The organism is Thermococcus aciditolerans, assembly GCF_008152015.1.
Lineage (GTDB): Archaea > Methanobacteriota_B > Thermococci > Thermococcales > Thermococcaceae > Thermococcus > Thermococcus celericrescens.
In genome coordinates, this window is the sequence record NZ_CP041932.1 from 1,201,482 (window position 1) to 1,226,712 (window position 25,231).

A 25,231-nucleotide genomic window follows, 5' to 3' on the forward strand; every position below is an offset into this window, starting at 1 on the left:
CGAGGGACTATGCGGGCGGAACTAATCGCCTGGACGGCGGCGGTTCTCATAATAACGTATCTCGCGTGGGAAACGGTTAGTCCCCTCATCACCCCGATATTCTTTGGCATCGTCCTCGCCTACGCCGCATATCCAATCCACCGCCGGCTGAGTGGCAGGATGGGCAGGAAGAAGTCCGCCGTGGCCCTCACCGTTGGAACCGTCGGCCTCGGAGGTGCGGTGACCTTCGAGCTGCTAATGATATCCGTTAAGGTAGCGTCCTCCTTCTACGACAGCATCGTCGAGTTCTTTGACTGGCTTATGAGCCAGCCACTGCCGCCGGAGGTTTTGGCCTTCCTCGAGCGCTTCTCGGACCAGCTGATACCCAGGATCTCGGAGTACATATCCCATGAAACCCTCTCACTCCCCCTCTACATCCTCCAGCTCCTGGTCTTCCTGCTCACGTTCTACCATTCCCTCGCATACGCCGAGGAGATTTCGAAGCAGATTCACCTGTCTCTCCCGAGAAAGAACCGCGAACTAGGTGAGAGAATCCTGGAAAGCCTCAACAAGACCCTCGGAGCACTGGTGAGGGCCTGGCTGGTTTTGAACGTCATAAAAGGGATTCTGATGACGTTTGGCTTCCTCCTGTTCGGGGTCTCCGACCTCTACACCGCGATAGTGGCCGGGTTCCTGACCTTCATCTTCTCCTTCGTTCCCCTATTTGAGGGCTGGATGATATGGCTTATCGCAGCTGCGTACTTTGCCAAGAAGGCCATGTACCTCCACGCAATCGGGATAGCAATCTACGGCTTCTTCCTGGTCTCCCCGATGCCCGACTACACGATAAGGCCAATGATGGTCGCTAAGGACGCGAACCTCGACGAGACCCTCGTCTTCATCGGGATGATAGGCGGAACGTGGGCCATGGGGGTGAAGGGCCTCATAATCGGTCCGATAGTGCTCAACCTTCTCCTTGTCCTCCTCAAAGAATGGAAAAGGGTCATATCAGGTAGAGAACCTTCACGCCGGCCCTCTCCATCTCCCCCAAAGCCCGCTCCTCATCCTGGGGTTTAATCCCCTTCACCGCGTCGCGGAGGAGGTAGGTCTCGAAGCCGTGCTTGACGGCATCGAGGGCGGTCGCCCTAACGCAGTACTCCGTAGCGACGCCGCAGACGTAAACCCTCCTCACCCCGTTTCTCTCCAGTATCTCCGCCAGATTCGTTCCCTCGAATCCGGAGTAGGCATCTTTATCCGGCTCCGTGGCCTTTGAGATTATCACGACATCTGCGGGAAGTTCAACGACGAATTCTGCCCCGGGAGTGTTTTGGACGCAGTGCCTCGGCCACGGCCCACCCTGCTCCCTAAAGCTGACGTGGTTCTCGGGATGCCAGTCGCGCGTGGCAACTATCAGGGCCCCCCTCTTCCTGAACTCCTCGATGTAGCGGTTGCACCGGGATATTATCCCTTCCCCGTCGGGAACCGGCAAAGCTCCTCCAGGCATGAAATCCCTCTGCATGTCAACGATGATGAGCGCCTCCTCGGGCATGACATCACCCCGGAGAGAATTTGGCGGGATCGTTAAAACGGTTTGCGGAATAGAGGGGAAAGCCCTCACATCTCAAGCCGGTCCTTAAAGCGCGACATATCAACGCCCTTGTCCATGCCGAACAGGTACGCAAGAACCTTCTCGTCTAGGTCGCCGTAGCGCTCGCGCATGGATTTAATGCCCTCAAGAACCTCCTCCCGCTCCCAGCCGAGAGAACCGGCTATATGCGCCGCCATCTCGTTGAAGAGGTCCTCCTCGGCTTCCTCCTCCGCGAGCAGGGCTTTGTTTACCACCAGAACCCCTCCCCGTTCCTCGAGGAGGCCCTCCTCCAGGGACTTCGCTATAAGCTCCTTCGCGGCTTTCACGTCCATCAGGCGGAGGCTGAAGGCAAGTATCCCAACGAGCTCGCTCCGGGTGAACTCAACCGAGCCATTATACTCAACCGCGCGTTTTATCGGGTGCACGCAACCACCTAACTTTTTTAGGGAGCTGGAATAAATAAACCTTTGCATAACTCCGTTAGATGTTTAAGCACTCGCGAGAACTCTAAACGGTGATGTCGATGGAGCAGAGGACTCACAGGCTGACCTCTGAAAGATTGGTTGGAAAGCCCGTGAAAATTGAGAAGAATTACGCGGAAGTCCTTATGGAGACCGTCAAAGAGATGGCGGTCGACGAGTACGGGCTGGTTCACGGCGGCTTCACCTTTGGCTTGGCTGACTACGCGGCCATGTTAGCCGTCAACGAGCCGACCGTAGTCCTCGGGAAGGCGGAAGTCAAGTTCCTGAAGCCAGTGAGGGCAGGTGAAACTCTGAGGGCAAAGGCAGAGGTGAGCGAAGACCTCGGAAGGAAGAAGCTGGTGAAAGCAGAGGTCTTCAACGAGAGGGACGAGAAAGTCTTCGAGGGAACCTTCCACTGCTACGTTCTGGAGAAGCACGTGCTCGAATGAACCAAAATTTTTTAAGCCTTGATATCATATCCAGATATCGGTGTTCGATATGAAGTACCGCGACTTCCTGGCCCTGCACATACTCCACCACGCGAGCGAAGAACCAGTTACAGGCTCGTTTCTGATGAAAGAACTTGAGAGACACGGTTACCACATCAGCCCGGGAACCATGTACCCACTCCTTCACTCCCTGGAAGGGGAGGGCCTCCTCAAAAGCCATTGGGAGGTCCGGAGTGGGAGACGGGTTAGGGTCTACGAGATAACGGAAATCGGCCGGAGAACCCTCGACGAGGGCAAGGAGAAGCTGAGGGAACTCTGCCTTGAACTGCTGGGGGAATGAGGAATGGAGGAAAGGGAGAAGAAGATATTCGGAATAAGCTGGAACGTCTTCCTGCTCGGAATCGTCAGCTTCCTCAACGATATGAGCAGCGAGATGATAATGCCCGTTATGCCGAGCTATCTGATGGAGGTTCTTGGCACTGGAAAGCTCCTCAGCGGTTCCGTTATGGGCGCGATAGAAAGCATGAGTTCGCTGTTCAAGGTTGCCTTTGGCTACGTGAGCGACCGCTTTAGAAAGAGGAAGGTCTTCGTCTTCGCGGGCTACGCCCTCTCAACCCTCGCCAAAGGTGCCCTGGCATTCACCCGCTACTGGTGGGACTTCCTCCTTCTGCGCGCGGTGGACAGGATAGGCAAGGGGGTAAGAACAGCCCCCAGGGACGCGCTGATAGCCGAGTCAAGCGAGAAGGGGAAGACCGGAAAGTCCTTCGGCTTCCACAGGATGATGGACACCCTCGGAGCCGTCGCCGGGCCGCTCGTTGCCATAGCACTCATCGAGCTCCTGAAGAGCCTTCCGGCGGAAACGGCCTACCGCTACATCTTCCTGCTCTCTGCGGTTCCCGGGGCGATATCTCTGTTCGTTATAATCCTCTTCGTGAAGGACCGGGGCGGTGAGGTCAAGAGGAAAATAAAGGGCATATCCACTCTGAAGAACAGGAACCTGCAGCTCTTCCTCGCGGTGGTGGCGATAGGTGCCCTCGGAAGGTACAGCTACGCCTTCACGATGTGGAAGGCGCAGGAGCTCGGCTACTCCGTCGTCCAGAGCATAGCTTTCTACGCCCTCTTCAACCTAATCTACGCCCTCTCGGCCTATCCCCTCGGGGTTTACTCCGACACCTTCGGCAAGAAGAGGATGATAACCCTGGGCTTCGGCGTTGCGGCTTTGGCGGCTTTGGCTTTCGCCTACGCGAGGGACTTCTACACGCTCATAGCGGCCTTCGTGCTCTACGGGATTTACATCGCCATCGAGGACACCATTCCACGGGCATACATGGCGGACCTAGCGAGGGAATACGAGAAGGGCACGATAATAGGGGCCTACCACACGGTCTTCGGCATCTTCGTCCTTCCGGCGTCGGTGATAGCCGGCTGGCTCTGGGGGAGCTACTCCTTGGCCTATGCCTTCACCTTCGCGGCGGCTATGAACCTCGTTGCCATGGTTCTAATGACCTTCGTGAGGGAGCAATAACTCTTTCCTTTTGCTTTTCTCCCGAAATCAGAAAGTGGCTAAAAGGAAGTCAAAATGGATAAAATCAAGCGCCGAGCTTCTCAAGCTCTTCATCGCCTATAATGAGGGGCCTTCCAGCCTCAATAACATAGCTGAACTCCCACTTCACTTCTCCCCTGTTCATCAGCTCGGCGTAGCGTTTAGCCTTCTCCTCGGCCTCCTCAACGCTCGAAGCTTCAACGAGCCTCCTGACGTACCACTTCCTGTCACCAAAGCGAAGCTTGAACTCCGCCATGTACATGGGCATCACCGTAGAGAATTGGGGGAGAGGTATAAAAACCTAAGGCTCCCTCGCTCTGTAAACGCCACCTTCGAGGGCGGCCTCAAATATCTTCCCGCCTTCTTTCGTCTTCAGCTCAACGATCACGGCCGAGGGCTCGCGCTCGACCTCTTCCTCCACATTCCTCTTGCTGAGAACCTGAATGAAGGCATCTCCAAGGCGCTCGAACTCGAAAACAAGGGCATCGCCCTCCCAGCGGTGGCCCCTGTAGGAAACACCGCCCATTCTGAAGGTAACCTCAAGAACGATTTTCATCAACATTCCTCCGGATATTGCTCATAAGCCCTTAGGCCAACGATGTTAAAAAGGTTGGCCCTGGAAAAAATAAAAAAGCGCATTTAACCCGTCTTCTTCAGCTTGACCACCTGCTTGGCGAACTCCTCAAGCACCTCCTTGCGCATGCCCTCGAAGAACTTAATTGAGCCAGCGTAGCTGTGGCCGCCGCCCTCGATTCCGGCGCTTGGCAGAGCCTCCTGGAGCTTTGGAATTATCTCGTTTAGGTCGAAGCTGTACGCCGCCATCCCGTCCGCGGCCCTGACCACCGCGAAGTCCGGACCGTAGGCCAGGGTGAGTATCGGCGCGTCTTCACCGTACTTCTCCTTGAAGTGATCGTGTATAAGACCAGAGAGCTTGCCCGGGGACGGATAGCTGAACTTTGGAGCAAAGAGCTCGATGTCTATCGTGTTGAACCTTATCCCGTTCGGCAGGACGACGCTCTTGACGTGCGGCAGCGAGGCCCTCAAAGCCTTCTCCTGCTTCTCCTTGACCTCCGGGTAGATCGCGTTTATCAGCTCGCGGTGCCTCTGGAGGTTGCCCGTGAGGAGGAGAATCTCGTCTATTATGCCGTGTCCGTCCATGAACTTCCAGAAGTAGGCCTCGTGGTCTATCACTTCGGCTATCTTCTTGAGGTCCTCCTCGTCGAGGCCCTTGGCCTTCTTCGCTATCTCAAGGTACTGGTAGAACTCGGGAGCTTTACTCCTGTCCCCGGTTCCCGCTATGGCCGGCAGGTGCTTTATCTTGTCCTCAACCTCCGGGTTGATGAAGCGCGCCACTTCCGTTGCCAGCATTCCCGCCGTTAACTCGTAGTAGCCGCGCTTTATGTGGTGCGGGTTGACGTGCACATCGACGTAGTCGTCGACCTTGGCTTTGTCCTCACTCACCCACTCGCGCGGGTCGTGGTGGTCTATTACGACTATCGGGACGCCAAAGGCCCTTATGCGCTTATAAGCCGGAATGTCTTCGCTCGTTCCGCCGTTGTCCACTATGACCAAAAGTGGAAGCGGGTCGCCGAACCTCTCGTGGTCCTCGACCATGAAGATTATGTCCTTGAGGACATCCTCCAGCTCGTAGAAGGGTGCTCTGCTCGGTCTGCGCTTGAAGAGCTTCCACCTGGCACCGGAATCGGGCGAGATCTCCTCGATGAGCGGGACTATGGCGTACTCGAGGGCCAGGCCCGAGGTGTAGCCGTCCGCGTCGGCGTGGTGCCTCAGCAGTATCGGCCTGCCCTCCAGGATGGCGCGGCGTATCGTGGATGCGGCCTTCATTATCTTCGGCTTCAAAGCCTCGAGCACTTCACTCTCGACCAGAAAGCCCACATCCTGGGGCTGGGCGCGCCTGTCGAGCTCCTCCTCTATGCGTCTCTTGACCTCGGCAGCCTCCGGCCCCCAGAGCCTCGCCATGTCGCTGGTCTCGATCTGAATCTCGCCGGAGTGGAAGGCTATCTTCCCGATTATCTCCACGATGTCTCCGACGTTTATGTTGGGGTAGGCCCTAACGCCCGGCGCCTCAAAAGCCGCGGCCCATGTTATACCCGTTCCGTCTGTTATCGTGAAGACCGTCGGCCCGCCGGTAACCTGTATCTGGGTGACCTTACCGCGAAGCCTGACCGTCTGGCCCGCCATGTCCTTGCGGAGGTCGCCGATGAGCGTTACCGGGAGCTCCTTTCTGACGACTACCTCCTTGTAGTGTTTGAGGGCGGACTCTATGAAGTCCACCTCACCCCTGTCTGGCTTTACATCGAGAACCTGAACGAGTATCCCGTCTCCAGGCTTGTAATCCCTCCCGCCGAGGAGGTCCTTCCTCCGTATAAGACCCCTGACGTGCGGATTGAGTTTGACGAAGACGCCAAAGCGCTCGACACGGTCGATTGTGCCCTTGTAAACGCCCCCAATCTCAATGTCCTCAACGTCGCAGGTCTTGTCGAGAACGTAAACGACCTTGTACTTGCGCATGCAGTCCGGGCAGACCCAGGTGGTTTCCATGCCAGGCTCCCAGGGCCCCTTCACCTTGCCGCAGATGTCACAGGCCAGAACGCGGCCGGTCCCACCGCAGGTCGGGCAGGTGTCGTAAACCGGCACGACGCCCTTCCCGTGGCACTCGGGACAGGGTATCTCGTCAACCTCGTCCTCAACGCCGATGTAGTCGAGGTTGCGATAGCCCTTCAGCTTCTCTCCAACCTTGAAATCGGCAGGAACGTAACCCCAGCCCTCACAAACGGGGCACTCCTTCTCGCCAACTTTAACCTTCCCGGTTCCGTGGCACTCGGGACAGTCCTTAACCACCATGAGCATCACCGCGGTGGGTTCTCCGGGGAGCTTAAAAACATTAATCAACGCTCTCCCGAACCAAATGCGTAATTTTCAACGGCTGGTTCGCAGTTAGAACCTACCCCCCACCCTACACAAAGCGCTTAAAAGAACACGAAATTAGGGATAAAACGCAACCAAAAGATGGCCCAAAATAGTAAAATGTCTCAATGGGGGGAATAGAATTGAAATTTCGCCAGAAGCTTTACACCGCACTCCTCGGGACGGTCCTGATGGTCATACTAATAACGTCACTAATCCAGTTCAGGACGATAGACGGCATGGGGCAGAAGATAGAGGAAAACGTGGCTCCCACTCTGGCAGAACATGCAAAACAGATAGCCCTTCTGGAGAGCCAGAAATACGCTGTGACGATTGATGAAAGGCTTAGGCCGCTGATCGTCGTCACGAACTCCTACGCAAACTCGATAGGGTCGCTTTACGTGAAGGACGAAGTCGAACCGGGCTACTCACGAACCCCAATCTTCGGCGCAAGCATTTTCAGCAGACTCGGAGACTTAAAGAACTCAAATGACGACATAATAAACGCCTACTACGCCGATGAAACCGGAAAAGTGATAATAATCCCCCGAGCCGAACTTCCCGAGGGGTACAACGCCACAAAATCCTCCTGGTACCAAGGGGCGGTATCCCGGGGAGCGTTCTGGATGGAGCCCTACACGGACATAATAACAAATAAGACCGTGATAACCTACGTCACCCCCGTGAAGTACAAGGGGACCGTGAAGGGCGTTCTTGGAATAGACGTTGACTTCTCATACCTGGCGAATGAAATAGTGAACACCCGGGTGGGTAAAACAGGATACCTCTTCGTCATCAGCCCCAATGGAACCGTCATAATCCATCCCGACCCGGAGGTCGTTGGAAAGCTGAACGTCTTTGAGGACAGCAGATACGCGGCACTAGCGAGGGCAATGGAAAACTCGGAGGATGGGGTTGTTGAGGTAGAACTGGATGGAACAAAGATGGTGATCTCATTCGCCAGGAGCAGGACCACCGACTGGACGATAGCCGCTGTAGCACCAGAGGATGAGCTCATCGGCGGGCTTGTAACCGCGCTGGACGAGGCGAAGACGGACGCATCAAAGGAACTCCTGTACGGGATGACGGTAACAATATTGGTGGCAGGGGGGCTTGTACTCCTGAGTGCCAGATATCTAAAGAGGGCGCTGCAGCCAATATCGCAGCTCACGAACGCGGCGGAGTTCATAGCGGCGGGCAGGCTTGAGGATGCGAGGGAAGTGGTTGGTTCGATAGACTACCCCCACAGGGACGATGAGATAGGAAAACTGATAACCGCTTTCGAGGCCATATCCGCCGACGTCATAGGCACCCTCAACGGCGTTATCGACAAGCTCGAAGCCATGGCCGAGGGCCGGCTGAACTACACCATAGACGCCAGGGCCCAGGGAGACCTCCAGAACATAATAATTGCACTCCAAAAGACCTCAGCCAAGATGAAAGCCCTCATCGGAAACATCAGGGAGATTGGAGTAACCCTGGACGAGCAGGCCAGGGAACTGGCGGATATAGCGACCCACGTCAGAAACTCGACCAACCAAGTTAGTGAAGCAATAGAACAGGTCAGCATCGAGGCCCAGCGCCAGCAGGAGCACATAAACGAGATAACCGAAGGAATGCGCCTCGTCTCGGACACCACCTCAGAAACCTCCAACATCATGGACGAGTTCGAGAGGGCTATCGATGAAGTCGTCAGAATAGCACAGGAAGGAAGAGAGAAGGGAGACGAAGCGGTTAGGGACGTTGAGAGCATTAAACGCTCCATGGACTTCATAGAGGAGGCAGTTAACGCGGTCAGTGAGATGAGCAAACGCATAGGCGAGATAACCCATACCATAAGCAACATTGCTGAGCAAACAAACCTCCTTGCCCTGAATGCGGCGATCGAAGCGGCAAGGGCTGGGGAAGCAGGTAGAGGTTTCGCGGTCGTTGCCCAGGAGATAAGGGGACTGGCGGAGGAAAGCAAGAGCGCCGCGGAAACGATAAGGGACATCATAGATGAGATGGACGAGAAAGTTCAGAAAGCCGTGGAAGAGACCCAGAAGGGAGTAAAGAACGTGGCCAGTTCAACGGAGACCCTGAGTGAGAGCCTGGGATATCTCGGCTACATCGCCGAAATGATAGGGAACGTTGGCACCAAAGTTGAGGAGATAAGGGAGCAGACCATCAGGACGCAGGAGGAGGTTGAGAAAGCACTCCAGGCCCTGGAAAACCTTGCCGCAAGTGCCGAGGAGACCACCGCCAGCGCGGAGGAGGTTAACTCCGCCATGCAGGAGCAGAGAGCGGAGATTGAGACGCTCAGCTCCGAAGCCCGGAAACTCAGGGAAATCGCCAAGCGTCTTCGCCAGAACGTTGAACAGTTCAGGCTCTGAATCTCTATACCTATTCTTTTTCACCCCTCCCCCTTCTTTCCAAAGAAGCCCCAGAATACCACCATCGAGAGGCTGTATAGGAAGGCGGTTATCAGGAACGGCCAGACCAGGGACATGTCGAAGAGAACGCCGCCCACGTACTGGCCCACTCCGAAGGTCGCAGTCCAGGCCAGGCTGTTAAGCGCCATCGCGGTGGAGCGCTCCTCTTCCTCGAAGAACCCCATCATGAAGGAGTTCCATATCGGGTTGACTATGTTCATCAGTATCGTTCTGAGGATGTATACGACCGCCGCCACTGGGAACACCGGCGAGAACGGAAGGGCGCCTATGAGGAGGCTCGCCGTCCCGTTGAAGGAGACGATGGTCTTAACGCTGCCGAACCTGTCGGCTATCATGGGCAGCAGGAACATCCCGATCCCCATTATGAACTGCTGGAAGGCGAAGAGCCAGCCGATGCTCTCCAGGCTCGTTCCAAAGCGCTGGTTGAACCAGAGCCCCATGTAGGGAATCGCTATTCCTGCACCCAGACCTATCAGTGCCCCCGGAAGTGCGAAGCGGCCTATTCTGATGAGAAGGCTCCTGTCGAGGTTCAGCCCGCGGGAGTGTCTCTCAAGCACGGGCCTGACGAAGAGAACTATCGCGAACCGAATAGGTATGACCACGAGAACCAGGGAGAACACCCCTCCATAGCTCAGCCAGCGCGAGAGAAAGCCCGCGACGAGTATTCCGAGGGCAGAGGCTATCGTGCCGATTCCTGAGGAGAGACTGAACAGGTAGTGCCTCTTTCCGTCCTCCACCTCCCCGCTGAGCAGTGCCATGAATGAAGGCGACTCCAGCGCCATGCCTATCCCTATCAGGACGCCGCCCAGGGTGAGCATCCAGAGGGTCGGGTGGAGAACCTGGGCGAGCCTCCCGAGGAACATCATGCTCACTCCAAGGAGGACGGTTTTCTTGTAGCCCACCCTCGCGCCGAATGGGCCTGAGAACAACAGAACCGCTGCCTGGGCCAGCGTTGAGAGCGAGAAGACCACGCCTATGTTAGTGTAGTCGAAGCCGAGCGATTTGAGGTAGAACGGGAAGATAAACCAGGCTATGTTGCCCCCGAAGGCGGAGGCGAAGGAGTAGGCAACGAGCAGCCATGCGTCCCTTCCGAACCCGCGATAATTCTGCAGTGACATGAACGTTCAGACCGCTATTTGAGTATATAACCTTGTCGCAAACCAAAGGTTGGGTGCAGTTAACCATGCGTATCAAGGCACCAAATCCATCTCCCCACTCTCGAAGGAGCCAAAAAAGTCAATAGAATGAAAAAGTTCACTGGCTGGCCATGAACTCCTCAACCGCCTTACCAGTTTCCACGTGGGTCCTGCCGGCCAGTATTATGACCCTGTACCTACTGTTGTTCGGGTTGGGAAGGTTCTTCACAACGTAGCCGTTGCGCAGTATCTCCCGCTTTATGGAATCCACAACATCCTTCCCGTAGACCCTCTCCAGGAGAGCCCAGGCGCTGTTGCTGACCCAACCCCCCACGATGATAACGTTTTTATCGCTTGGAAGGGCGGTCAGCTGAGTGTCGTTTATTATGAGGGAGTAGACATCCTCGGTCGCCTGAACCTTGGGGGCGGTTATGGAGACCTGTTTGGCCACGGAGACCCTACGCACGAAACGGTAACCGCTCACACCGACGATATCCCCCTGGGCGTTCTTGGCAAAGGAGGGGACAATGCTCAGGTTCCATCCCGTCGGGATCGAGAGGGACTGTCCGGGAGCCACGAACACCCGCGGGAAGCTCTCACCACCCACGTGTAGGTAAAGTGTGTAGAGCCCGTGCTCAGGGTCTATGTCCCAGACCCACTGGTCACTGTAGATATCCCCATCCTGATACCGCCCAACTTTCTCATAGTATTCGTAGCTATAGATGACAGTCTTGGATCCACTTACCCCAATAAAGAAGTCAGTCGGGGAAAACAGGAACACTTTATCCGCTCCTGCTTCAAAGAGTTCGTTGAGCCTGGAAACCGGATAACTGTCGTATTCTTCGAAGTCCTCCTCACCATCGGCGGTTAGGTACATGATGTAATACCTGCTCCGCGCCATGGCCTTAGTCTTGATGATGCCGCTCGGATACGTTAGCTCAACCAGCATCTTCGAGGCGTTGATGTTTATGTCCAGAGGCTTGAGCTTCCACCCGCCGACCGTTATCGAGTCGCCGAGGGACGTGAGTTTTGAATCAGCAGCCTCGTGGGAGTACAGAAACATCGTGTCCTTCCCATCAACGGTGGTTGATACAATCTTGTAATCCTCACCAACGTCGAGGGGGGTCGTGTTCTCGTTAAATGTCACCTCAACACTCCTATCAAGAAACTCCACCGAGCCCCGAGTCAGGTTGAACCCCACACGGGAGAAGTTCACCTGAACAACCACCACATCACCCACAGGCTGATCACTGACGTTGATTCCCACGTCCGGCATATCCTCTTCGTTCAACAGGTAAACCTGGTTTTCGTCCGGGATAAGGACGCTGTGGTATTCAACCGGCACAGAAGCGACTGAGGTGTACTTTCCAATGGTTATCCCCTGAAGAACAAGGAACGCCCCCAATCTCGACCCGCTTATCGCATCTTCCCCTATGTGCAAAGGCGTCCCGTTAACTATCTTAGTGGTTGGAAGGACTATCACTGTGTTGGCTGAGTTAATCCATGCGACCTCTGCGCTGATGGGCGCAATGGCCAATCCCAAAATCATGATGACCGTAACAACCACTAGGACATTTTTCATACCTCTTATCACCAAGTTCAGATTAAAGCTCAATGTTTATAATATTTCCTGAGAAAAACACCTCCGCGATGATGAGTGAATCCAATGCTGACGGGATGATGAACCCCGAACCTGAGCGTCGGATTGAAAACGAAAGGCGAACCAAAATGGAGAGACAACTTGAGGAGCTGTATTCCAGCATCCAGGAATTGAAAAAAGAGAACGAGAAGAGAAAAGCTCCAGATCAGCTCGGATGGGACGACATTGCCCAGGAGATCATCGGTGCCGTAACCTTCGCCCTTCCGTTTCTCTTCACGGCGGAGCTGTGGGAGATAGCCAAGGACATCTCGGTTGAACGCTCAATCGCGGTACTCCTCATGACCCTAGGAGTTGCATACCTGTTCATAGCCAAATCCCGGATAGGGAACCTGAAGAGGGAGGAGCTCTTCCACATTCCCAAGAGGCTCCTAACCGTCACGGGAATAGCCTACCTGATATCGGCCGTTCTGATATACGTGTACGGAATCAACAACCTGGCCGACTTCACACCCGGCCAGTACATCAACGCGACCATACTTATAAGCACCTTCGCTGTGATAGGCGCAATAACCGTTGATATGGTGAAGTGAATGAGGCTCGTAACAGGAAAAAGGTGGGAAGCCTTCGCAGACGAAAAATCCATACTCTTCCCAGAGTACAGGAAAAACCGCGATGAACTCATCGACTTCGTTGATTCCCTAACCGGAAAGGAAACCGTCATCACGGCGAGCCTTGAGCTTATTGATTTAATCGCCTGGAAGTTCCGGCGGGGCGAGGAGAACGTCCTCCTATACTCGGACACAGGGAAGAGCCTCACCATGAAGGAGGTCTATGAGCTGAGGAAGTACCTCGACTTCGACGTTCGCGGTGGCTTCTCTGGGGCAAGGAGTGAAACCAGCATCCTCTTCGTCGAGGGTAAGACTGACGCCAAGTTCTTCAAGGCGGTCTTCAAGAAGCTCTTCGAGTTCAAGGAGCGCCGGGAGGCGCCCTACAGCCTGCGGTTCATCGAGCGCGTCTTTGAGCGCGACAACTTCGACCTGCTGAAGCGCGAGGGGGACGAGTACTACATCGCGGTGCTGCCAAGCGAGGGCAACTCCGGGGTGATAAGGAACCTCGGCAACTTCCTTAAAGCCATGGCCGTCTTCGACTTCACCGTCGAGAGACTTGGAGTCGCCATCGACATCGATGAGGACAGAGACGCCGCCCTGGCCTCGATAGCCGGGAAGCTCTCGGGCTTTAAGCACAGAAAAACACCCCTTGGCTACCTCGTCGGGAAAACCGAGGTGGTTCCGCTCATAATCGGCCTTCCCTTCGAGGACGATACGATAGAGTGGAAGAAGCCGACCGTCGAGGATTTGATGCTCCACCTCATAGCGAGGGAGGGGCTCCTGGATAAGATAAAACCCGGTCTAAAAACTCTTAACAAGAGCCTCGGGAGAAAGCTCAAGCCCAAGGAAGTAATGTACCTCGCTCTGTCAGCCTATGGCCACTGGGGCAACCTGGAGGGCTTCTACGAGCTGTTCGTCATGCGCTCAAGGTTCAGAAACCTCAAGGCAGTCCTTAGGGAGGCCAGACTCATGGAGGGCCTCGCCTACCTGGCCGGGAGGGAGAAGGGGCGTTGAGTTTTTATCCTCCCGATGGGAATCCAGACCGGTGGTGAAGGTGAAGCTCGTTTCATTCGACGTCTGGAACACACTCCTCGACATAGAGGTTATGCTCGACGCCATGGCCGTTGAGCTCTCCAAGCTGATGGGGGCGTGCATAATAGACGTCGTCGAGGGAATGATGCTCTCCCGCGAGAGGATAAAGCGCATGAGGGCCCAAACGGCGGGAGATCCGTCGAGGTCGCTTGAGGAAAGCCAGGAGATGCTTGCGGAGCTCCTGGGAGTAGAGGTCGAGCTCGTCAAGAGGGCCGCCGCGAGGGCAACGCTCAACGTTGGGGACGAGATAGTCCTCCCCGGGGCGAAGGAGGCGCTGGAGGGCGTCAGAAGGAGGGGGCTGAAGGTTACCGTGACGGGCAACGTGATGTTCTGGCCCGGCTCGTACACTCGGCTCTTGCTGGAGCGCTTCGGGCTTATGAACTTCATAGACAAGACCTTCTTCGCCGACGAGGTTCTGGCTTATAAACCGATGCCAGAGATGTTCAGAAAACCGCTCGAGGCCTTTGGCATAGAGCCGGGCGAGGCCATTCACATCGGCGACACCTACGCGGAGGACTTTGAAGGGGCACTGAGAACCGGCATGTGGGCGGTCTGGATAAACCCAGAGACAGAGGAAGTCAGAAAAATCCACGAGAGGGGCTTCGAGGTTCCGGGTGTTGAGGATATTCTTGAGGTGCTGGGGAAGATAGAAAAGGAGAGCTAGCGAAGGAGCTTGGCGTTCACTTCTTCCCCTTCACCTTCAGCCACGCTCCAAGCCCGACCTGCCTCGTTTTCTGATACCTAAGCTCCTCCTTCTTGTAGCCGAAGGCCTTCAGAATCCTCTCCACAGCAGGGAGAACCTGGTTCTCAATGTAGTACTCGGCATCGTAGCGGTGCTTAGTCGGGTCGAACTCGTCGAATGGAATCGCCCTGTCGCCTATCCTTCCGGAGCCCTTCAGAACGATGTAGCTTATCACCGTGCCGGGGCGTATCTTTATCCCCCTCGCGGCGAGGCGCTTCGCTATGGCCACGTGCGGGCCCGTTGCTTTGTAGTCCTTGAGCTCCCTGGTGATCTGCTCATGGATGACCAGCTTCTCCGGGGGAACCTCGTATTTGCTCAGCTTCTCGGTGACCTCCTTGACTATCTTGACGGCCTCCTCAATGTCTCCCTGCTTCAGTATCACCTCAAGAACTCTCGCCTGCGTCTCCTTGGCTATCTCGCTCCAGTCTCTCCTTACAATCTCAAGCCCGCGCGTCGTTATCTTGCCCTCCTCGTCTATGACAGCGTACTTCTTCTTCGTCACGAAGAAGCCCCTGGCGTAGAAGCCCTCATATTCGAGTTCGAGAAGGCCAGGTAGTTTTGCGTTGATGTACTTGAGGAACTCTTTGGCCTTCTTTTTGACTGTTTCAGCGTCTTCTCCCGGTATCGTTGCGAAAAAGCCGTCTGTGTTGTGGACAAGTATCCCATCGGCAAAGAATCTGTGGGTCCCCTCGACCTCAATATCGTAAACGTAGCCGTCGTAGGCTATCTCTTCAACTTTCTTAGGATACACCAAGTCGAAATCATATTTGTAAGCCCTCTTCTTGCTTGTATGCCCCCTCAGGTTCTCGGAGAGTTTGGTGGCTTTTCTGTCGAGGAGGAAGCCTATCCTCTCGGCAAAGCGATGCTTGTCCTTTATCCTTACGTGAATCGAATGCGTCCCACTTTCTTTCCCCAGATACCGGTTTGGTTTGGTTTCAGTGAATACTGAGTTGGAAACTCCAACGAGCCACAGCAACTTTCTCACGGCATCACTGAGCTCCCCGTTAACACTCGTTAGCCTAATCTCTGGGATTCCTCTACGCAGGCTCACGGTTCCGTCTGCTGAGAACAGTCCCCGTAGAAATGCCTCTATGTATTCCCTTGGAAGGTTGAACATGAACTCGGGAATCCTCTTGCTTCCGTTCTCGTCTTTGAAGTGTTTGACCATAAACCCAGCGAGCCATTTGGAGAGTATGGAAACGTCGCCCTTCTTGCTCTTGTCGTAGTAATTCGAGATAATGCCCGTCTCCTTCAGGGGCTTCAGGATTTTCTCTTCAATCTCTTCCTTGTCCAGTCCGAGGGAAAGGCCAACGTAGTATTTGGCCCAGTTCGATTGTCCACCCCAGTTACCATCGCCCACCAGCAGACCGATTAACTCCCAGAGCTTGACGGCAATTGGGTTGGCCTTAATGCTATGAGCAATTGCTCCCTTAGGTGTAATGAGCGACTTGACCCTTTCTCCTAGTTCTCCCGGCTTGACCTCGACGAGGCGCTCTTTCAAAGGCTTTCCGGGCTTTACCTTGCTAGTGTTCATGTAGCCTATTAACGAGTGATCCTCCGTCACGTCAAGGTACCATGAGTTAGTGAACCATACGCGATAGATTCTCTTGTTCGTTCTGTGCCTCATGACGTAAGGGACACTCTTCCAGACAAGCCGCCCTCTATTGTCTAGTGTCAGCGCCTCAACTCCCTCAAGAACGCAGTACTCCTTTTCCCCGATTCTGTAGTCAACACGCTCGAAGAGTCTCTTAATTGGGACGAACTCAATCCTTCCATTTCTTCTGATGATAACCTCGGTATCGCCCGTGACGCTGTCCGCGTAGAGCACTTTAAAGCCGAACTTTTCCTCTATTTCGCGGATGGTCGTTTCGATGTACTCCCTCCCCCATGCCGTAACGCTCTCGGCGCACTCCTTGCAGTACCAGCGGGCCTTTGCGTAGCCGTAGTAGCCGTAATAACTGTTCGCCAGGATTTTGATAGCCCGTTGCCTGTAATCGAAGAGCTTCTTCTCCAGCGGGTCTATGCTGGCCTTCATCTTGCGCTTAATCTTCTGCCTCTCGTCGAGAAGGTTCCCTAGGAGGCTCGGGATGAAGCCCGGGACGTCTTTACAGAACTTGTGACCGACCTGGGGGGCGGTGTCGTACTCCCTACAGCCCTCGCGGTTGAGCGTGTCCGGCGAGACGTTGTGGGTGATGATGATCGAGGGGTACAGGCTGCGGAAGTCCAGATAGACTATGTTGTCCCACAGTCCACGCTCCGGCTCCTTAACATAGCCGCCTGTGTAACTGTTCCTTCTCCTCACTAGCTCCCTCTCATCTGGCTTGTTTGGAGCGAGCTCGTTCCTCTCGTAGGCCTTTCTAAGCAAAAACCACTCCACGAGGTTGCCGGTGCTTGAACGGGAGACGTCCCAGAAGCTTTGACCCACCAACCGCGAAAGTTGGGCCTCCATCGGGAAGAACTCCCTTCCAAGCTCGAAGGTGACTTTAGCGTCCTCCATGGAATAGCGCGCGACCCTTTCAAGCCCCTCGCCGGTCTCCCAGGCGGTGGTTATCTCCTCGGGGTAGACCTTCTCCTTTGGGGTGCCGAAAATTGCCTCGTAGACGGCTTCAAGCGTGTATGTGGGCAGGTTGACGGTGCGCCGTATGACGGGGTAGAGGTCGAAGTGAATCCTCCCCTTTACTTCGACCGCAAATCTGTCCCCCATGCGCTGGATTTTGGGCTCGGAGTCATCTCTCCCGAGCGTGAACTTTATCCCAAGCTTTTCGCAACGCTTTTTGAGGTAGGCAAAGTCAAAGTTATCGCCGTTGTATGTTATGAGAACGTCGGGGTCCTTCTCCCTGACAACCTTGAGGAAGCGCTTTATCATCTCCTTCTCGGTGGAGACAACGTCAACGAAGGGCAGGTCAATTTTCTTCCACGTGATAACGCGTGCCTCGTTTTCATCGGCGTAGCTTATCATGAGGATCGGCCCGGTTCCGAACTCCTCGCCCTCGTGGTAGAGCGTCTCGATGTCAAAGGAGAGCAGCTTGAGCTCCTCATCACCCTCCATCGGGACGAGGTTCTTGTCTATGAGGTAGCGCTTGGCGAAGGGTATGTCGTACTCGTAGATGTCAACGACGGCAGGATGGGCACGTATCCTGTCTCTTATAGCCGGGACGTCCTGGGGGTGGGTGAAATAGAGCTTCCAGACCTCCACCGGCCTGCCGAGGAACTTCTTCTTCACCTTCTCGGCGCGCTTCACCTTAACGACCCTGCCGTGGCGCTCGGCGGTTATCCTCTTGATCTCCTCTATGGCAGAATCATCCCTGAGGAGCGCGTAGATGTATGGCTCGAACTCGCGGTCGTATTCTATCTTAAACTCGCCGCTCTCCTTCTTGAATATCCTTATGACGGGCTTCCCATCCTCGGTGATGTAGTCTGTATCGAGAATCATGACCAACACCTGGGGATTTTCGACGTGGGGACTAATAAACCTCACCACCACCTTTTTAAACCCCCACTCAAAGCCCCGTCCATGGAGCTGTTTTACCGCGTGAGCTTTCAGGAAGTGGTGGCGGACGCGTTGAGCCTGGTTGAGGAGCGTGAACTCTCATCGAAGCACGCCCTTGAGAGGGTCTTCAAGAAGGTGTCGGGTAGAGACCGGGACAAGGCGCGCGGATTGGCCCATGCCTACGTCTTTGAGATTGAGAAGTGGAGGGCGAAGATAGACTTCATAATCAACTCCGTGCTGAGGGGTTCGAGCGTTGATGATTTAGACCCCTATCTGGCCAACCTTCTGAGAATAGGCACCTTTGAAATCCACTTCAGGAAGGTCCCGCCGGCAGTGGCCACGGACTCAATAATCCGGGTCGTTAAGGAGCGCTTCGATTTCTCCCGCGCCAAGTTCGTCAACGCTCTGATGCACGAGATAGAGAAGTTCGACGTCGAGAAGGCACTTAAGAGACTCAGGGAAGGGGACCGGATAGAATGGCTCTCCGTCCGCTTCTCCCACCCCCGCTGGTACGTTGAGTACGCGGTAGAGCTTTTGGGCTACGATGAGGCGGTGAGGCTCCTCCTGAGCAACAACAGGCCGCAGAGGTACTACGTCAGAGCAAACACCCTTAAGACCGACGTGGACTCGCTGAGGGACTACCTTGAGGAGAACGGCGTGAGGACGGCCCTGACCCCCGTTCCGGACGTTCTGAAGATCCTCGAATACAAGACTCCGGTAACGAGGCTCGACTGGTACAAGGAAGGAAAGTTCGTTATCCAAGATTTAGCCTCAGCTTACGTCGCCCACGTTTTGGCCCCCGAACCCGGCGAGAGGGTTCTCGATTTAGCGGCCGCACCGGGGAGCAAGACATTCCACGCGGCGGCGCTGATGGAGAACCGGGGCGAGATAGTGGCGGTTGATTATTCCTACGACAGGCTCATGCGCATGAAGGAGAAAATGAAACTGCTCGGCATTAAAAACGTCAAACTAGTTCATGCCGACGGTCAGAGCTTCAAGGATAAAGAGAAGTTCGACAAAATCATCCTCGATGCGCCATGTTCAAGCTCCGGAACCTACCGGCAGTTCCCGGAGGTGAAGTGGCGCTTCGATGAGAACAAGATCAAGCGCATCATAAGCGTCCAGAGGAACATGCTCAGAAACGCGTACGAGAACCTGCGCGACGGCGGTGAGATGACGTATTCGACGTGCTCGATAAGGATCGACGAGGACGAGGAGAACGTGCTCTTCGCGGTTGAGAGGGTCGGGCTTGAACTGGTGGACTACCCCTTCGGCTGGGGCGATAGGGGCTTCCTTGAAATCGGCGATAGGGTCTTCCGTGCATGGACCCACAGGCACGACTGCAACGGATTCTTCATTGCAAAATTAAGAAAGGGTTAAACCAGCGGCTTCCTCTTGACAGGCCCACCCGGTTTTTCTTCTTCGAATATCTCCGCCGTGAACCGGTAAACCTTCGTATCCTCATCGAGCCAGCAGTCGGGCGGAAGACCGGCCTTCCAGCAGGTCTGGGCCAGAAACTCCTCCTCGTCCCAGCCCCACTCTATCGGAACCTGCGGGAGCAACAGGCCGGAATAGATGCCCTTCTCAATTATCAACCCATCGCGGCCGACCTTTATCTTCCTCGGTCTCTCCTCCGGCGACCCCTCAACCGGCTCAGGGGGCGTCAGGACGCTCACCTCGACGATTAGATCATCGAGCTCGCTCTCCCTCACAGGTGGAAAGCGCGGGTCATCGACGGCGGCGTAGATGGCCGCCTTTATCGTGGCCTCAACGAGCGGGTATATTGGGAGTAGAAACCCGATACAGCCGCGCAGGGCCATCTGGGGCGGCGCGTGCCTGTTGTTGAGTGTAACGAAGACGCCCATCTTCTCCCAGAGCTCTGGCGGAGTGTCATCTGGGGGTTCTATTGTTTTCCCATGCCTCACGTACTCCTCAACGGCTTTTCTCGCGAGTCTAACCAAGAACTCACCCCACTCTTCCCTAATCTTGTACACAGTCTCACCTCCAAAGAACAATACGCCGAAGGGTTATTTACCTTTCCCGCAAGATTTAAAAGATTGCCGAAAAAAGTTAAGTCGGGTGTCGAATATGGTCATAGTGGAGTTCGTCATAGTTCCCCTCGGTGAGAAGAGTCTCAGCAGGTACGTCGCAGAAGTGGTAAAGCTTTTAGAGAGGAAGGGAGTTAAATATCAACTGACGCCGATGGCGACTATCATAGAGGTTCCGACGGTGCGGGAAGCGTTCGCAATAATCGAGGAGGCCCACGAGCTGACCTTCAAACTGGGAGCCGAGAGGGTTTCAACAACCGTGAGGATAGACGACCGGCGCGACAAGGACAGACACATGGAGGACAAGGTAAAATCGGTGATGGAGAAGGTGAGGGGTGGTTGATATTAAAGCACTGATTCTCGCTATAGACCGCGACGACGATTTCGGAGGGAAGGCCGGCGTGGAGGGGCCGGTCATCGGGCGAGACGCCTGCATCGACGCCGCCCTAAAGCTCAGCCTGGCCGACCCGGAGGACAGCGATGCCAACGTGGTTTACGCCGCGGTCAAACTCTACGACGGGCTACGCGAGAGCGACGAGTTCGAAGACGTTCAGGTGGCCCTCATAACCGGCCATCCGAAGGTGGGTGTCAAGAGCGACCTGGAGCTCGCCAGGCAGCTGGAGCTCGTCCTTGAGAGGTTCCCGGCGGATGGGGTTATCACCGTCACCGACGGCGCCGAGGACGAGCAGATATTCCCGATAATCACATCGAAGGTACCGATAATAAGCTCCCACCGCGTCGTGGTCAAACAGAGCGAGGGCATAGAGACGACATACTACATCATCTACAGGTATTTGAAGGAGATACTGAGCGACCCCGAGGTGGCGAAGGTAGTCCTCGGCATTCCCGGAATGATACTCCTGCTGTACGGGATAGCACGCCTCATCGGCGTCTGGTATCCGGAGAGTGTTAAGATAATCTCCGCCACGATAACCGGCACGATACTGCTCTTCATCGGCGGCTACTTCTTCACCAAGGGCTTCAGATTCAACGTCCGTGAGACCATAGCCAAGCAGTTCGTCTTCGTCATCTCGGTCATAGCCGGAGCGCTGATCATCATAGGAGGTGCGATAAACGCCTACTTCCGGCTTGAGGAGTACTCCCTGGAGCTGATAGGCAGTTATCCAGGAACGCCGCTCCTCGCGATGCTGATCTACATCAACGCACTCAACCCCTCCCTGATAATAGGGGTAGCGGTCATGATAACTGGTAAGGTGATACAGTCCTACCTGAGGAAGGACCACCACATCTGGTACTACACATCAACGCTGCTCATGATGCCGGCCCTGTGGGTGACGATAGACCTCACCACCCGCTACGCGATGGCCATACTGACGCTCTCCGACATAGAGGTCTTCACAAAGCTCCTGTTTGCGCTGGCAGACGTCGCGGTGGCGGTTCTGGTTGGAATCTACATGAGAGGAAAAGTTAGGGGATGGGAGAGAGTTGAGGCTGGAGCAAGCGCTTGATGAGTACGATAAGAGGAGAAAGAAGGCCGCAAAAGAGGCCGAGAAAATAAGAAAAAAGTACAACAAACGCCTGGAGAAAAAGCTGCGGGAGGTTCTGAAGAGGATAGACTCCCTTGAAAGGAAGAAGATTCCGAAGAACGTGGACGAAAACATTAGGAAAATCGTGACCGCAGAGCGGAAGAGCTACGTCACTTCCCTCAGGAACGCCCTGGAGAGCATCGGCGACATGGACGACCTGGGAAAGCGCCTCCCTGACCTCGCGAAGCTCCACGTTGGACACGGAAGGTACCTCATAATCCTCTTCGAGAAGGACGTTTACGCAATAAATCGCCTGTTGAAGGAGCTGAACGAGGACTACGTGAGGTACTACAACGAGCTGGCGGAGAAGGGGCTGGAGGACCTCAGAATACGGGAGATTCTATCGGAGGAGAAAACCCTCCGGAGAAGCATTGAAGAACTCACGGACGAGATCCGCGCGCTCCAGGAGAAGGCTAAGAAGAAGCGGGCGGAGATTGAGGAATCGCGCCGCCTACACGGCCTGGAAGAGCTGGAGACGGAGATAAAGAGCCTCTCGGCCAGGATACGGAGTGAAGAAACGGAAGTACGCTCGAAGGCTTCGAAGCTCCAAAAGCCCGTTAAGAGGCTGCGCCTGCACGAGGCCATCGCCCAGGAATTCATCAGGGACAGCTCCGTCGCGCTCAGAAAGCCAGAGGAGTTCATATCCCTCGTGAAGAAGATACACCCCGGCCTGGAAGGGAAGTACCGAAAGACCGCTGAGTGGCTCATCGATAACCTCGAGGAGAGGGCGCGGAGGATAGAGGAGGAACGGGGAAGGCTGACGGAGCTGGAAGAGAGGCGCGACGAAGTTCTAACAGGTGCTAAGGGCATGGAAAAGGAGCTGTGGGAGCTCCAGAGACTCATCGAGGAAAGAGAGATGGAGCTCAAAAAGCTCAGGAGCAAGCTGGAGCACCTCGAGAGGGAGCTGGACGAGGCAATTTCCAGGCTCGAAGCAGCCCTGGGCGAATCGATAGAGCGATAGGTTTATGAATTAGGCTCCCCTAATTCTTTTGGGTGGTGAGCATGTTTAAAGTTGACAGGCTGCGCTTCGGAACGGCAGGAATACCAATCTCAACCCCAAAGCGCTCAACTATAGATGGGATAGTCCACGTGAGAAACCTCGGCCTCGATGCGATGGAGCTTGAATTCGTCCGAGGGGTCAACATCAAGCCCGAGCTGGCCAAGAAGATAAAATACGTCGCCAGAAAGCACGATATCCTGCTGACGGCCCATGCCCCATACTACATTAACCTCAATGCAGCGGAGAAAGCCAAGGTCGAGGCCAGCAAAAAGAGAATAATTCAAAGCGCCGAACGGCTTTACGACGCCGGCGGCTGGAGCGTTGTTTTCCACGCGGGCTACTACCTCAAGCAGGACCCCGCGAAGGTCTATGAGAGGATAAAGGGCGAGATTGAGGATATAGTGAGCAACCTCAAGGACAGGGGCATCGAGGTGTGGGTAAGACCTGAGCTGACCGGCAAGTCGACTCAGTTCGGAAACCTGAGGGAACTCGTGAAGCTCAGCGAGGAGATCGAAATGGTTCTGCCTACGATAGACTTCGCCCACTGCTACGCGAGAAACGTAGGGAAGTTCAACACCGCTGAAGAGTGGCGCGGGATGCTGGCCTTCATGGAGGACCGCCTGGGCAGGGAGGCGCTCGACAACATGCACATCCACATAAGCGGCATAAACTACACCTCGAAGGGCGAGAGGAACCACCTGAACCTCCAGGAAAGCGACATGAACTGGGAAGACCTGCTCAAGGTTCTCAAGGAGTTCAGGGTCAAGGGCGTCGTCATAAGCGAGAGCCCGAACATCGAGGGCGATGCCCTCCTGATGAAGAAGAAATACGAGGAGATAAAGGCCTAATAGGCCTCAACAAGACTCGACTGGCCATACCATCTGTGCTCCTCGACCTCGATGTGCAAATCGAGTGGTTCGAGGGGCCTGACCTCATAGCCTTTTCTCTTACCCCACTTCTCTATCTGCCTGAGGACGACCCTCACACCGAAGCGCGCGAGGGGGTAAAAGGGAATCAGGAACGGGTTTCCCCGCAGGAGCTTGGGTAATCCCCGGATGACCTCCTTCGCCAGGTGTTTCCAGGCGTAATAGAGGTGGAGGAACTGCCCGTAGGTTATCATGTCCTCGATGCGGTAGAACTCCTCGCCCCTCAGAAGGCCCATGGGCACGAAGGCGAGCGGGGTCACCGTGAAGTGGGCCCTTTCGCCGAGATTCTCCTCGAGTTTCCTCTCCATCGTGACAATCAGCCGGGCCGTTTCTATCTCGTAGTCGTCCGTGTCGCCGGGCAGACCGAGTATCGTCGTGTATGCAGGGAACCAGTAGTTCCTGTTGAAGACGTAGGTTCCGTTGAGCAGAACCCAGGGCCACTCCTCAGGAGAGAACGGCTTCATCTTGTTGTTCATGTACCTGCCGATGAGCTCCGGGGCGGCGGTTTCGAAGCCGACCTGTATGCCAACCCAGTGGTTCGGGCCGGCGTCAACGATGCCCGAGATGGCCTCTATCATATCCGGCGCAGCTAGCGCTGCCGCAACGGTTCCGTGGGTAGGGTTCACGTTCCTCGTGTACCTCCTCGCCCGCTCGAACAGCTCGACAACAGCCTCTTCGTTCGGGTAGAAGTTCCTCCTGTCCTCGACCATGTATAGGAAGATGTCCTCGCTGTGCAGCCAGGCGTGGTCTATCCCGGCCCTAACGTTGAGCCATATCTCCCTCTCGATTTTCTCGAGGGGTATGAAGCGCGCAACCCTCAAGTTGGGCTCGCAGAAGCGGCAGCCCCGCCCACAGCCCCGCATGACCTCCACGAGCCCCTTGTAGGAGGGGGCCACGATGGTGGGTATCTCCTCTACCCTCGGCCAGCCCCTGATTACTATCGTCTCGTCGGCGCTTCCGGCCTCTATCTCCCTGAAAAGCCTTCCAGCAACGTGGTCGGCCTCCCCTATGACGACGTGGTCTATCCTCAGCATTTCCCTCTCGTCCTTCCTGAGGTCGAGCTGCCACGCTCCAGGGCCGCCGACAACGAGCTTGAAGTCCAGGTTCTTCTTTTCCCTTACCGCGTTTATCCTCTCGACTAGCTCCCTGAACTTAACGCGGGTGTAGTTCCTCCACTGGCCGCCGTTGGTGAACATCATGCTTACCGGACCAAGGCCGAAGGGGTCCATCTCGTAGAGGGAAACTATCGTTGTGTCCTCACCTATGAACCTCTCTACCTTCCTTGGGTGCGCCACGACTACCTCGTTCCTCCCGAAGCCATTCCTGAGGAGCGCCGCCTCGACCTTCCGGAGGCCGTAGGGCGCTTGGATTAAGATGCCGTCTTCGTCCGGGAGCTGGGTGTCCATTACCCGGAAGACCCACTTGGGGAGTTTGTCGTAGGGCGCACAGCCGAGGAAGTCCAGCAGGGGGACGTCGTGGTACGTGCTCGTCAGGGTCTCATCCAACGTGAAAACAACCCTGGTCATTTCGGTCACCACATACATCTGAAGAAAAAATTGCATATTTAAGAATTTCTATTTTCCAGAAATATCATAGTGTCAATTTAGAATATCCCTATTAATACCTATAAAATAGAGTAACACAGAGCGGAAACCCTGGACG

At 55.3% G+C, this 25,231-nt stretch carries 23 protein-coding genes; 13 read left to right on the forward strand and 10 right to left on the reverse strand.

Annotated elements, in window-relative coordinates:
• The first annotated feature begins 9 nt into the window (after positions 1-9).
• Positions 10-1,056: an AI-2E family transporter gene (locus tag FPV09_RS06780; protein WP_148882818.1), complete on the forward strand. Its 1,047-nt coding sequence runs from the start codon at positions 10-12 to the stop codon at positions 1,054-1,056.
• Here the strand turns inward: FPV09_RS06780 and FPV09_RS06785 are convergent.
• Together FPV09_RS06785 and FPV09_RS06790 are read right to left on the reverse strand one after the other, a co-directional pair.
• A complete protein-coding gene (locus tag FPV09_RS06785; RefSeq protein ID WP_148882819.1) occupies positions 983-1,528 on the reverse strand; it encodes a nicotinamidase in 546 nt (181 codons plus the stop codon). The genes FPV09_RS06780 and FPV09_RS06785 overlap by 74 nt on opposite strands.
• A 65-nt stretch (positions 1,529-1,593) precedes the next feature.
• The gene (locus FPV09_RS06790) at positions 1,594-1,992 is read right to left on the reverse strand and encodes a DUF2240 family protein (protein WP_148882820.1); all 399 of its coding nucleotides are present in this window, start codon (positions 1,990-1,992) and stop codon (positions 1,594-1,596) included.
• Positions 1,993-2,090: 98 nt separating this feature from the next.
• Here FPV09_RS06790 and FPV09_RS06795 point away from each other — a divergent pair, with 98 nt between their 5' ends.
• Genes FPV09_RS06795 through FPV09_RS06805 form a run of 3 tightly spaced genes read left to right on the forward strand, consistent with a single transcriptional unit; the run spans position 2,091 to position 4,002 of the window.
• A complete protein-coding gene (locus tag FPV09_RS06795) occupies positions 2,091-2,477 on the forward strand; it encodes a PaaI family thioesterase (RefSeq protein WP_148883747.1) in 387 nt (128 codons plus the stop codon).
• 49 nt (positions 2,478-2,526) lie between these two features.
• Positions 2,527-2,817 (forward strand): PadR family transcriptional regulator, encoded by a 291-nt coding sequence (locus tag FPV09_RS06800; RefSeq protein WP_058938861.1) that lies wholly within the window; start codon positions 2,527-2,529, stop codon positions 2,815-2,817.
• Positions 2,818-2,820: 3 nt separating this feature from the next.
• Entirely contained in the window at positions 2,821-4,002 is a 1,182-nt protein-coding gene (locus tag FPV09_RS06805; RefSeq protein WP_148882821.1) for an MFS transporter, read from the forward strand.
• Positions 4,003-4,066: 64 nt separating this feature from the next.
• On the opposite strand, the gene FPV09_RS06810 is transcribed toward FPV09_RS06805, so the two are convergent.
• The 3 genes from FPV09_RS06810 to FPV09_RS06820 form a co-directional block, all read right to left on the reverse strand.
• Positions 4,067-4,282, reverse strand: a complete 216-nt coding sequence (locus FPV09_RS06810; RefSeq protein WP_148883748.1) for a hypothetical protein — start codon at positions 4,280-4,282, stop codon at positions 4,067-4,069.
• A gap of 39 nt (positions 4,283-4,321) precedes the next feature.
• On the reverse strand, positions 4,322-4,576 hold the full coding sequence (locus FPV09_RS06815) for a hypothetical protein (protein WP_148882822.1): 255 nt from the start codon (positions 4,574-4,576) through the stop codon (positions 4,322-4,324).
• Between the two features lie 83 nt (positions 4,577-4,659).
• A complete protein-coding gene (locus tag FPV09_RS06820; protein WP_148883749.1) occupies positions 4,660-6,885 on the reverse strand; it encodes a DHH family phosphoesterase in 2,226 nt (741 codons plus the stop codon).
• A gap of 206 nt (positions 6,886-7,091) precedes the next feature.
• Here FPV09_RS06820 and FPV09_RS06825 point away from each other — a divergent pair, with 206 nt between their 5' ends.
• A complete protein-coding gene (locus FPV09_RS06825) occupies positions 7,092-9,320 on the forward strand; it encodes a methyl-accepting chemotaxis protein (RefSeq protein ID WP_168194744.1) in 2,229 nt (742 codons plus the stop codon).
• A 20-nt stretch (positions 9,321-9,340) separates the two neighbouring features.
• Here the strand turns inward: FPV09_RS06825 and FPV09_RS06830 are convergent, their stop codons facing one another.
• Together FPV09_RS06830 and FPV09_RS06835 are read right to left on the reverse strand one after the other, a co-directional pair.
• Complete coding sequence (locus FPV09_RS06830; protein ID WP_148882824.1) at positions 9,341-10,498, reverse strand: MFS transporter; 1,158 nt, start codon at positions 10,496-10,498, stop codon at positions 9,341-9,343.
• Between the two features lie 136 nt (positions 10,499-10,634).
• Positions 10,635-12,110, reverse strand: a complete 1,476-nt coding sequence (locus FPV09_RS06835) for an S-layer protein (RefSeq protein WP_246112243.1) — start codon at positions 12,108-12,110, stop codon at positions 10,635-10,637.
• A gap of 134 nt (positions 12,111-12,244) precedes the next feature.
• On the opposite strand from FPV09_RS06835, the gene FPV09_RS06840 reads away from it, so the two are divergent.
• Genes FPV09_RS06840 through FPV09_RS06850 form a run of 3 tightly spaced genes read left to right on the forward strand, consistent with a single transcriptional unit; the run spans position 12,245 to position 14,480 of the window.
• Positions 12,245-12,706, forward strand: coding sequence for a DUF2391 family protein (locus tag FPV09_RS06840; RefSeq protein WP_148882825.1), 462 nt, complete (start codon positions 12,245-12,247; stop codon positions 12,704-12,706).
• Entirely contained in the window at positions 12,707-13,738 is a 1,032-nt protein-coding gene (locus tag FPV09_RS06845; protein ID WP_148882826.1) for a DUF3226 domain-containing protein, read from the forward strand. It abuts the gene before it with no gap.
• A gap of 40 nt (positions 13,739-13,778) precedes the next feature.
• Positions 13,779-14,480, forward strand: coding sequence for an HAD family hydrolase (locus tag FPV09_RS06850; RefSeq protein WP_148883751.1), 702 nt, complete (start codon positions 13,779-13,781; stop codon positions 14,478-14,480).
• A gap of 16 nt (positions 14,481-14,496) precedes the next feature.
• Here FPV09_RS06850 and FPV09_RS06855 read toward each other — a convergent pair whose 3' ends face one another.
• Positions 14,497-17,991, reverse strand: coding sequence for a DNA polymerase domain-containing protein (locus tag FPV09_RS06855; protein ID WP_148883752.1), 3,495 nt, complete (start codon positions 17,989-17,991; stop codon positions 14,497-14,499).
• Positions 17,992-18,072: 81 nt separating this feature from the next.
• On the opposite strand from FPV09_RS06855, the gene FPV09_RS06860 reads away from it, so the two are divergent.
• On the forward strand, positions 18,073-19,428 hold the full coding sequence (locus tag FPV09_RS06860) for an RsmB/NOP family class I SAM-dependent RNA methyltransferase (protein WP_148882827.1): 1,356 nt from the start codon (positions 18,073-18,075) through the stop codon (positions 19,426-19,428).
• Here the strand turns inward: FPV09_RS06860 and FPV09_RS06865 are convergent.
• Positions 19,425-20,042 (reverse strand): TIGR00296 family protein, encoded by a 618-nt coding sequence (locus FPV09_RS06865; RefSeq protein WP_148882828.1) that lies wholly within the window; start codon positions 20,040-20,042, stop codon positions 19,425-19,427. The genes FPV09_RS06860 and FPV09_RS06865 overlap by 4 nt on opposite strands.
• Before the next feature lie 94 nt (positions 20,043-20,136).
• On the opposite strand from FPV09_RS06865, the gene FPV09_RS06870 reads away from it, so the two are divergent.
• Genes FPV09_RS06870 through FPV09_RS06885 form a run of 4 tightly spaced genes read left to right on the forward strand, consistent with a single transcriptional unit; the run spans position 20,137 to position 23,491 of the window.
• A complete protein-coding gene (locus tag FPV09_RS06870; protein ID WP_148883753.1) occupies positions 20,137-20,439 on the forward strand; it encodes an MTH1187 family thiamine-binding protein in 303 nt (100 codons plus the stop codon).
• Positions 20,432-21,565, forward strand: a complete 1,134-nt coding sequence (locus FPV09_RS06875; protein WP_058938845.1) for a DUF373 family protein — start codon at positions 20,432-20,434, stop codon at positions 21,563-21,565. Before FPV09_RS06870 ends, FPV09_RS06875 begins: the two co-directional genes overlap by 8 nt.
• On the forward strand, positions 21,543-22,604 hold the full coding sequence (locus FPV09_RS06880) for a hypothetical protein (protein ID WP_148882829.1): 1,062 nt from the start codon (positions 21,543-21,545) through the stop codon (positions 22,602-22,604). Before FPV09_RS06875 ends, FPV09_RS06880 begins: the two co-directional genes overlap by 23 nt.
• 41 nt (positions 22,605-22,645) lie before the next feature.
• Positions 22,646-23,491, forward strand: a complete 846-nt coding sequence (locus FPV09_RS06885; protein WP_148883754.1) for a deoxyribonuclease IV — start codon at positions 22,646-22,648, stop codon at positions 23,489-23,491.
• Here the strand turns inward: FPV09_RS06885 and FPV09_RS06890 are convergent.
• Positions 23,488-25,095, reverse strand: a complete 1,608-nt coding sequence (locus tag FPV09_RS06890; RefSeq protein ID WP_148882830.1) for a B12-binding domain-containing radical SAM protein — start codon at positions 25,093-25,095, stop codon at positions 23,488-23,490. The two genes, FPV09_RS06885 and FPV09_RS06890, sit on opposite strands and share 4 nt — an antisense overlap.
• Positions 25,096-25,231: the final 136 nt, after the last annotated feature.

Coding starts and splice junctions, on each gene's coding strand:
- FPV09_RS06830 (WP_148882824.1), bottom strand. CDS start 10,498: ATGTCACTGCAGAATTATCGCGGGTTCGGAAGGGACGCATGGCTGCTC.
- FPV09_RS06800 (WP_058938861.1), top strand. CDS start 2,527: ATGAAGTACCGCGACTTCCTGGCCCTGCACATACTCCACCACGCGAGC.
- FPV09_RS06870 (WP_148883753.1), top strand. CDS start 20,137: ATGGTCATAGTGGAGTTCGTCATAGTTCCCCTCGGTGAGAAGAGTCTC.
- FPV09_RS06810 (WP_148883748.1), bottom strand. CDS start 4,282: ATGTACATGGCGGAGTTCAAGCTTCGCTTTGGTGACAGGAAGTGGTAC.
- FPV09_RS06840 (WP_148882825.1), top strand. CDS start 12,245: ATGGAGAGACAACTTGAGGAGCTGTATTCCAGCATCCAGGAATTGAAA.
- FPV09_RS06805 (WP_148882821.1), top strand. CDS start 2,821: ATGGAGGAAAGGGAGAAGAAGATATTCGGAATAAGCTGGAACGTCTTC.
- FPV09_RS06855 (WP_148883752.1), bottom strand. CDS start 17,991: ATGATTCTCGATACAGACTACATCACCGAGGATGGGAAGCCCGTCATA.
- FPV09_RS06885 (WP_148883754.1), top strand. CDS start 22,646: ATGTTTAAAGTTGACAGGCTGCGCTTCGGAACGGCAGGAATACCAATC.
- FPV09_RS06815 (WP_148882822.1), bottom strand. CDS start 4,576: ATGAAAATCGTTCTTGAGGTTACCTTCAGAATGGGCGGTGTTTCCTAC.
- FPV09_RS06820 (WP_148883749.1), bottom strand. CDS start 6,885: ATGGTGGTTAAGGACTGTCCCGAGTGCCACGGAACCGGGAAGGTTAAA.
- FPV09_RS06780 (WP_148882818.1), top strand. CDS start 10: ATGCGGGCGGAACTAATCGCCTGGACGGCGGCGGTTCTCATAATAACG.
- FPV09_RS06785 (WP_148882819.1), bottom strand. CDS start 1,528: ATGCCCGAGGAGGCGCTCATCATCGTTGACATGCAGAGGGATTTCATG.
- FPV09_RS06860 (WP_148882827.1), top strand. CDS start 18,073: ATGGAGCTGTTTTACCGCGTGAGCTTTCAGGAAGTGGTGGCGGACGCG.
- FPV09_RS06795 (WP_148883747.1), top strand. CDS start 2,091: ATGGAGCAGAGGACTCACAGGCTGACCTCTGAAAGATTGGTTGGAAAG.
- FPV09_RS06845 (WP_148882826.1), top strand. CDS start 12,707: ATGAGGCTCGTAACAGGAAAAAGGTGGGAAGCCTTCGCAGACGAAAAA.
- FPV09_RS06890 (WP_148882830.1), bottom strand. CDS start 25,095: ATGACCAGGGTTGTTTTCACGTTGGATGAGACCCTGACGAGCACGTAC.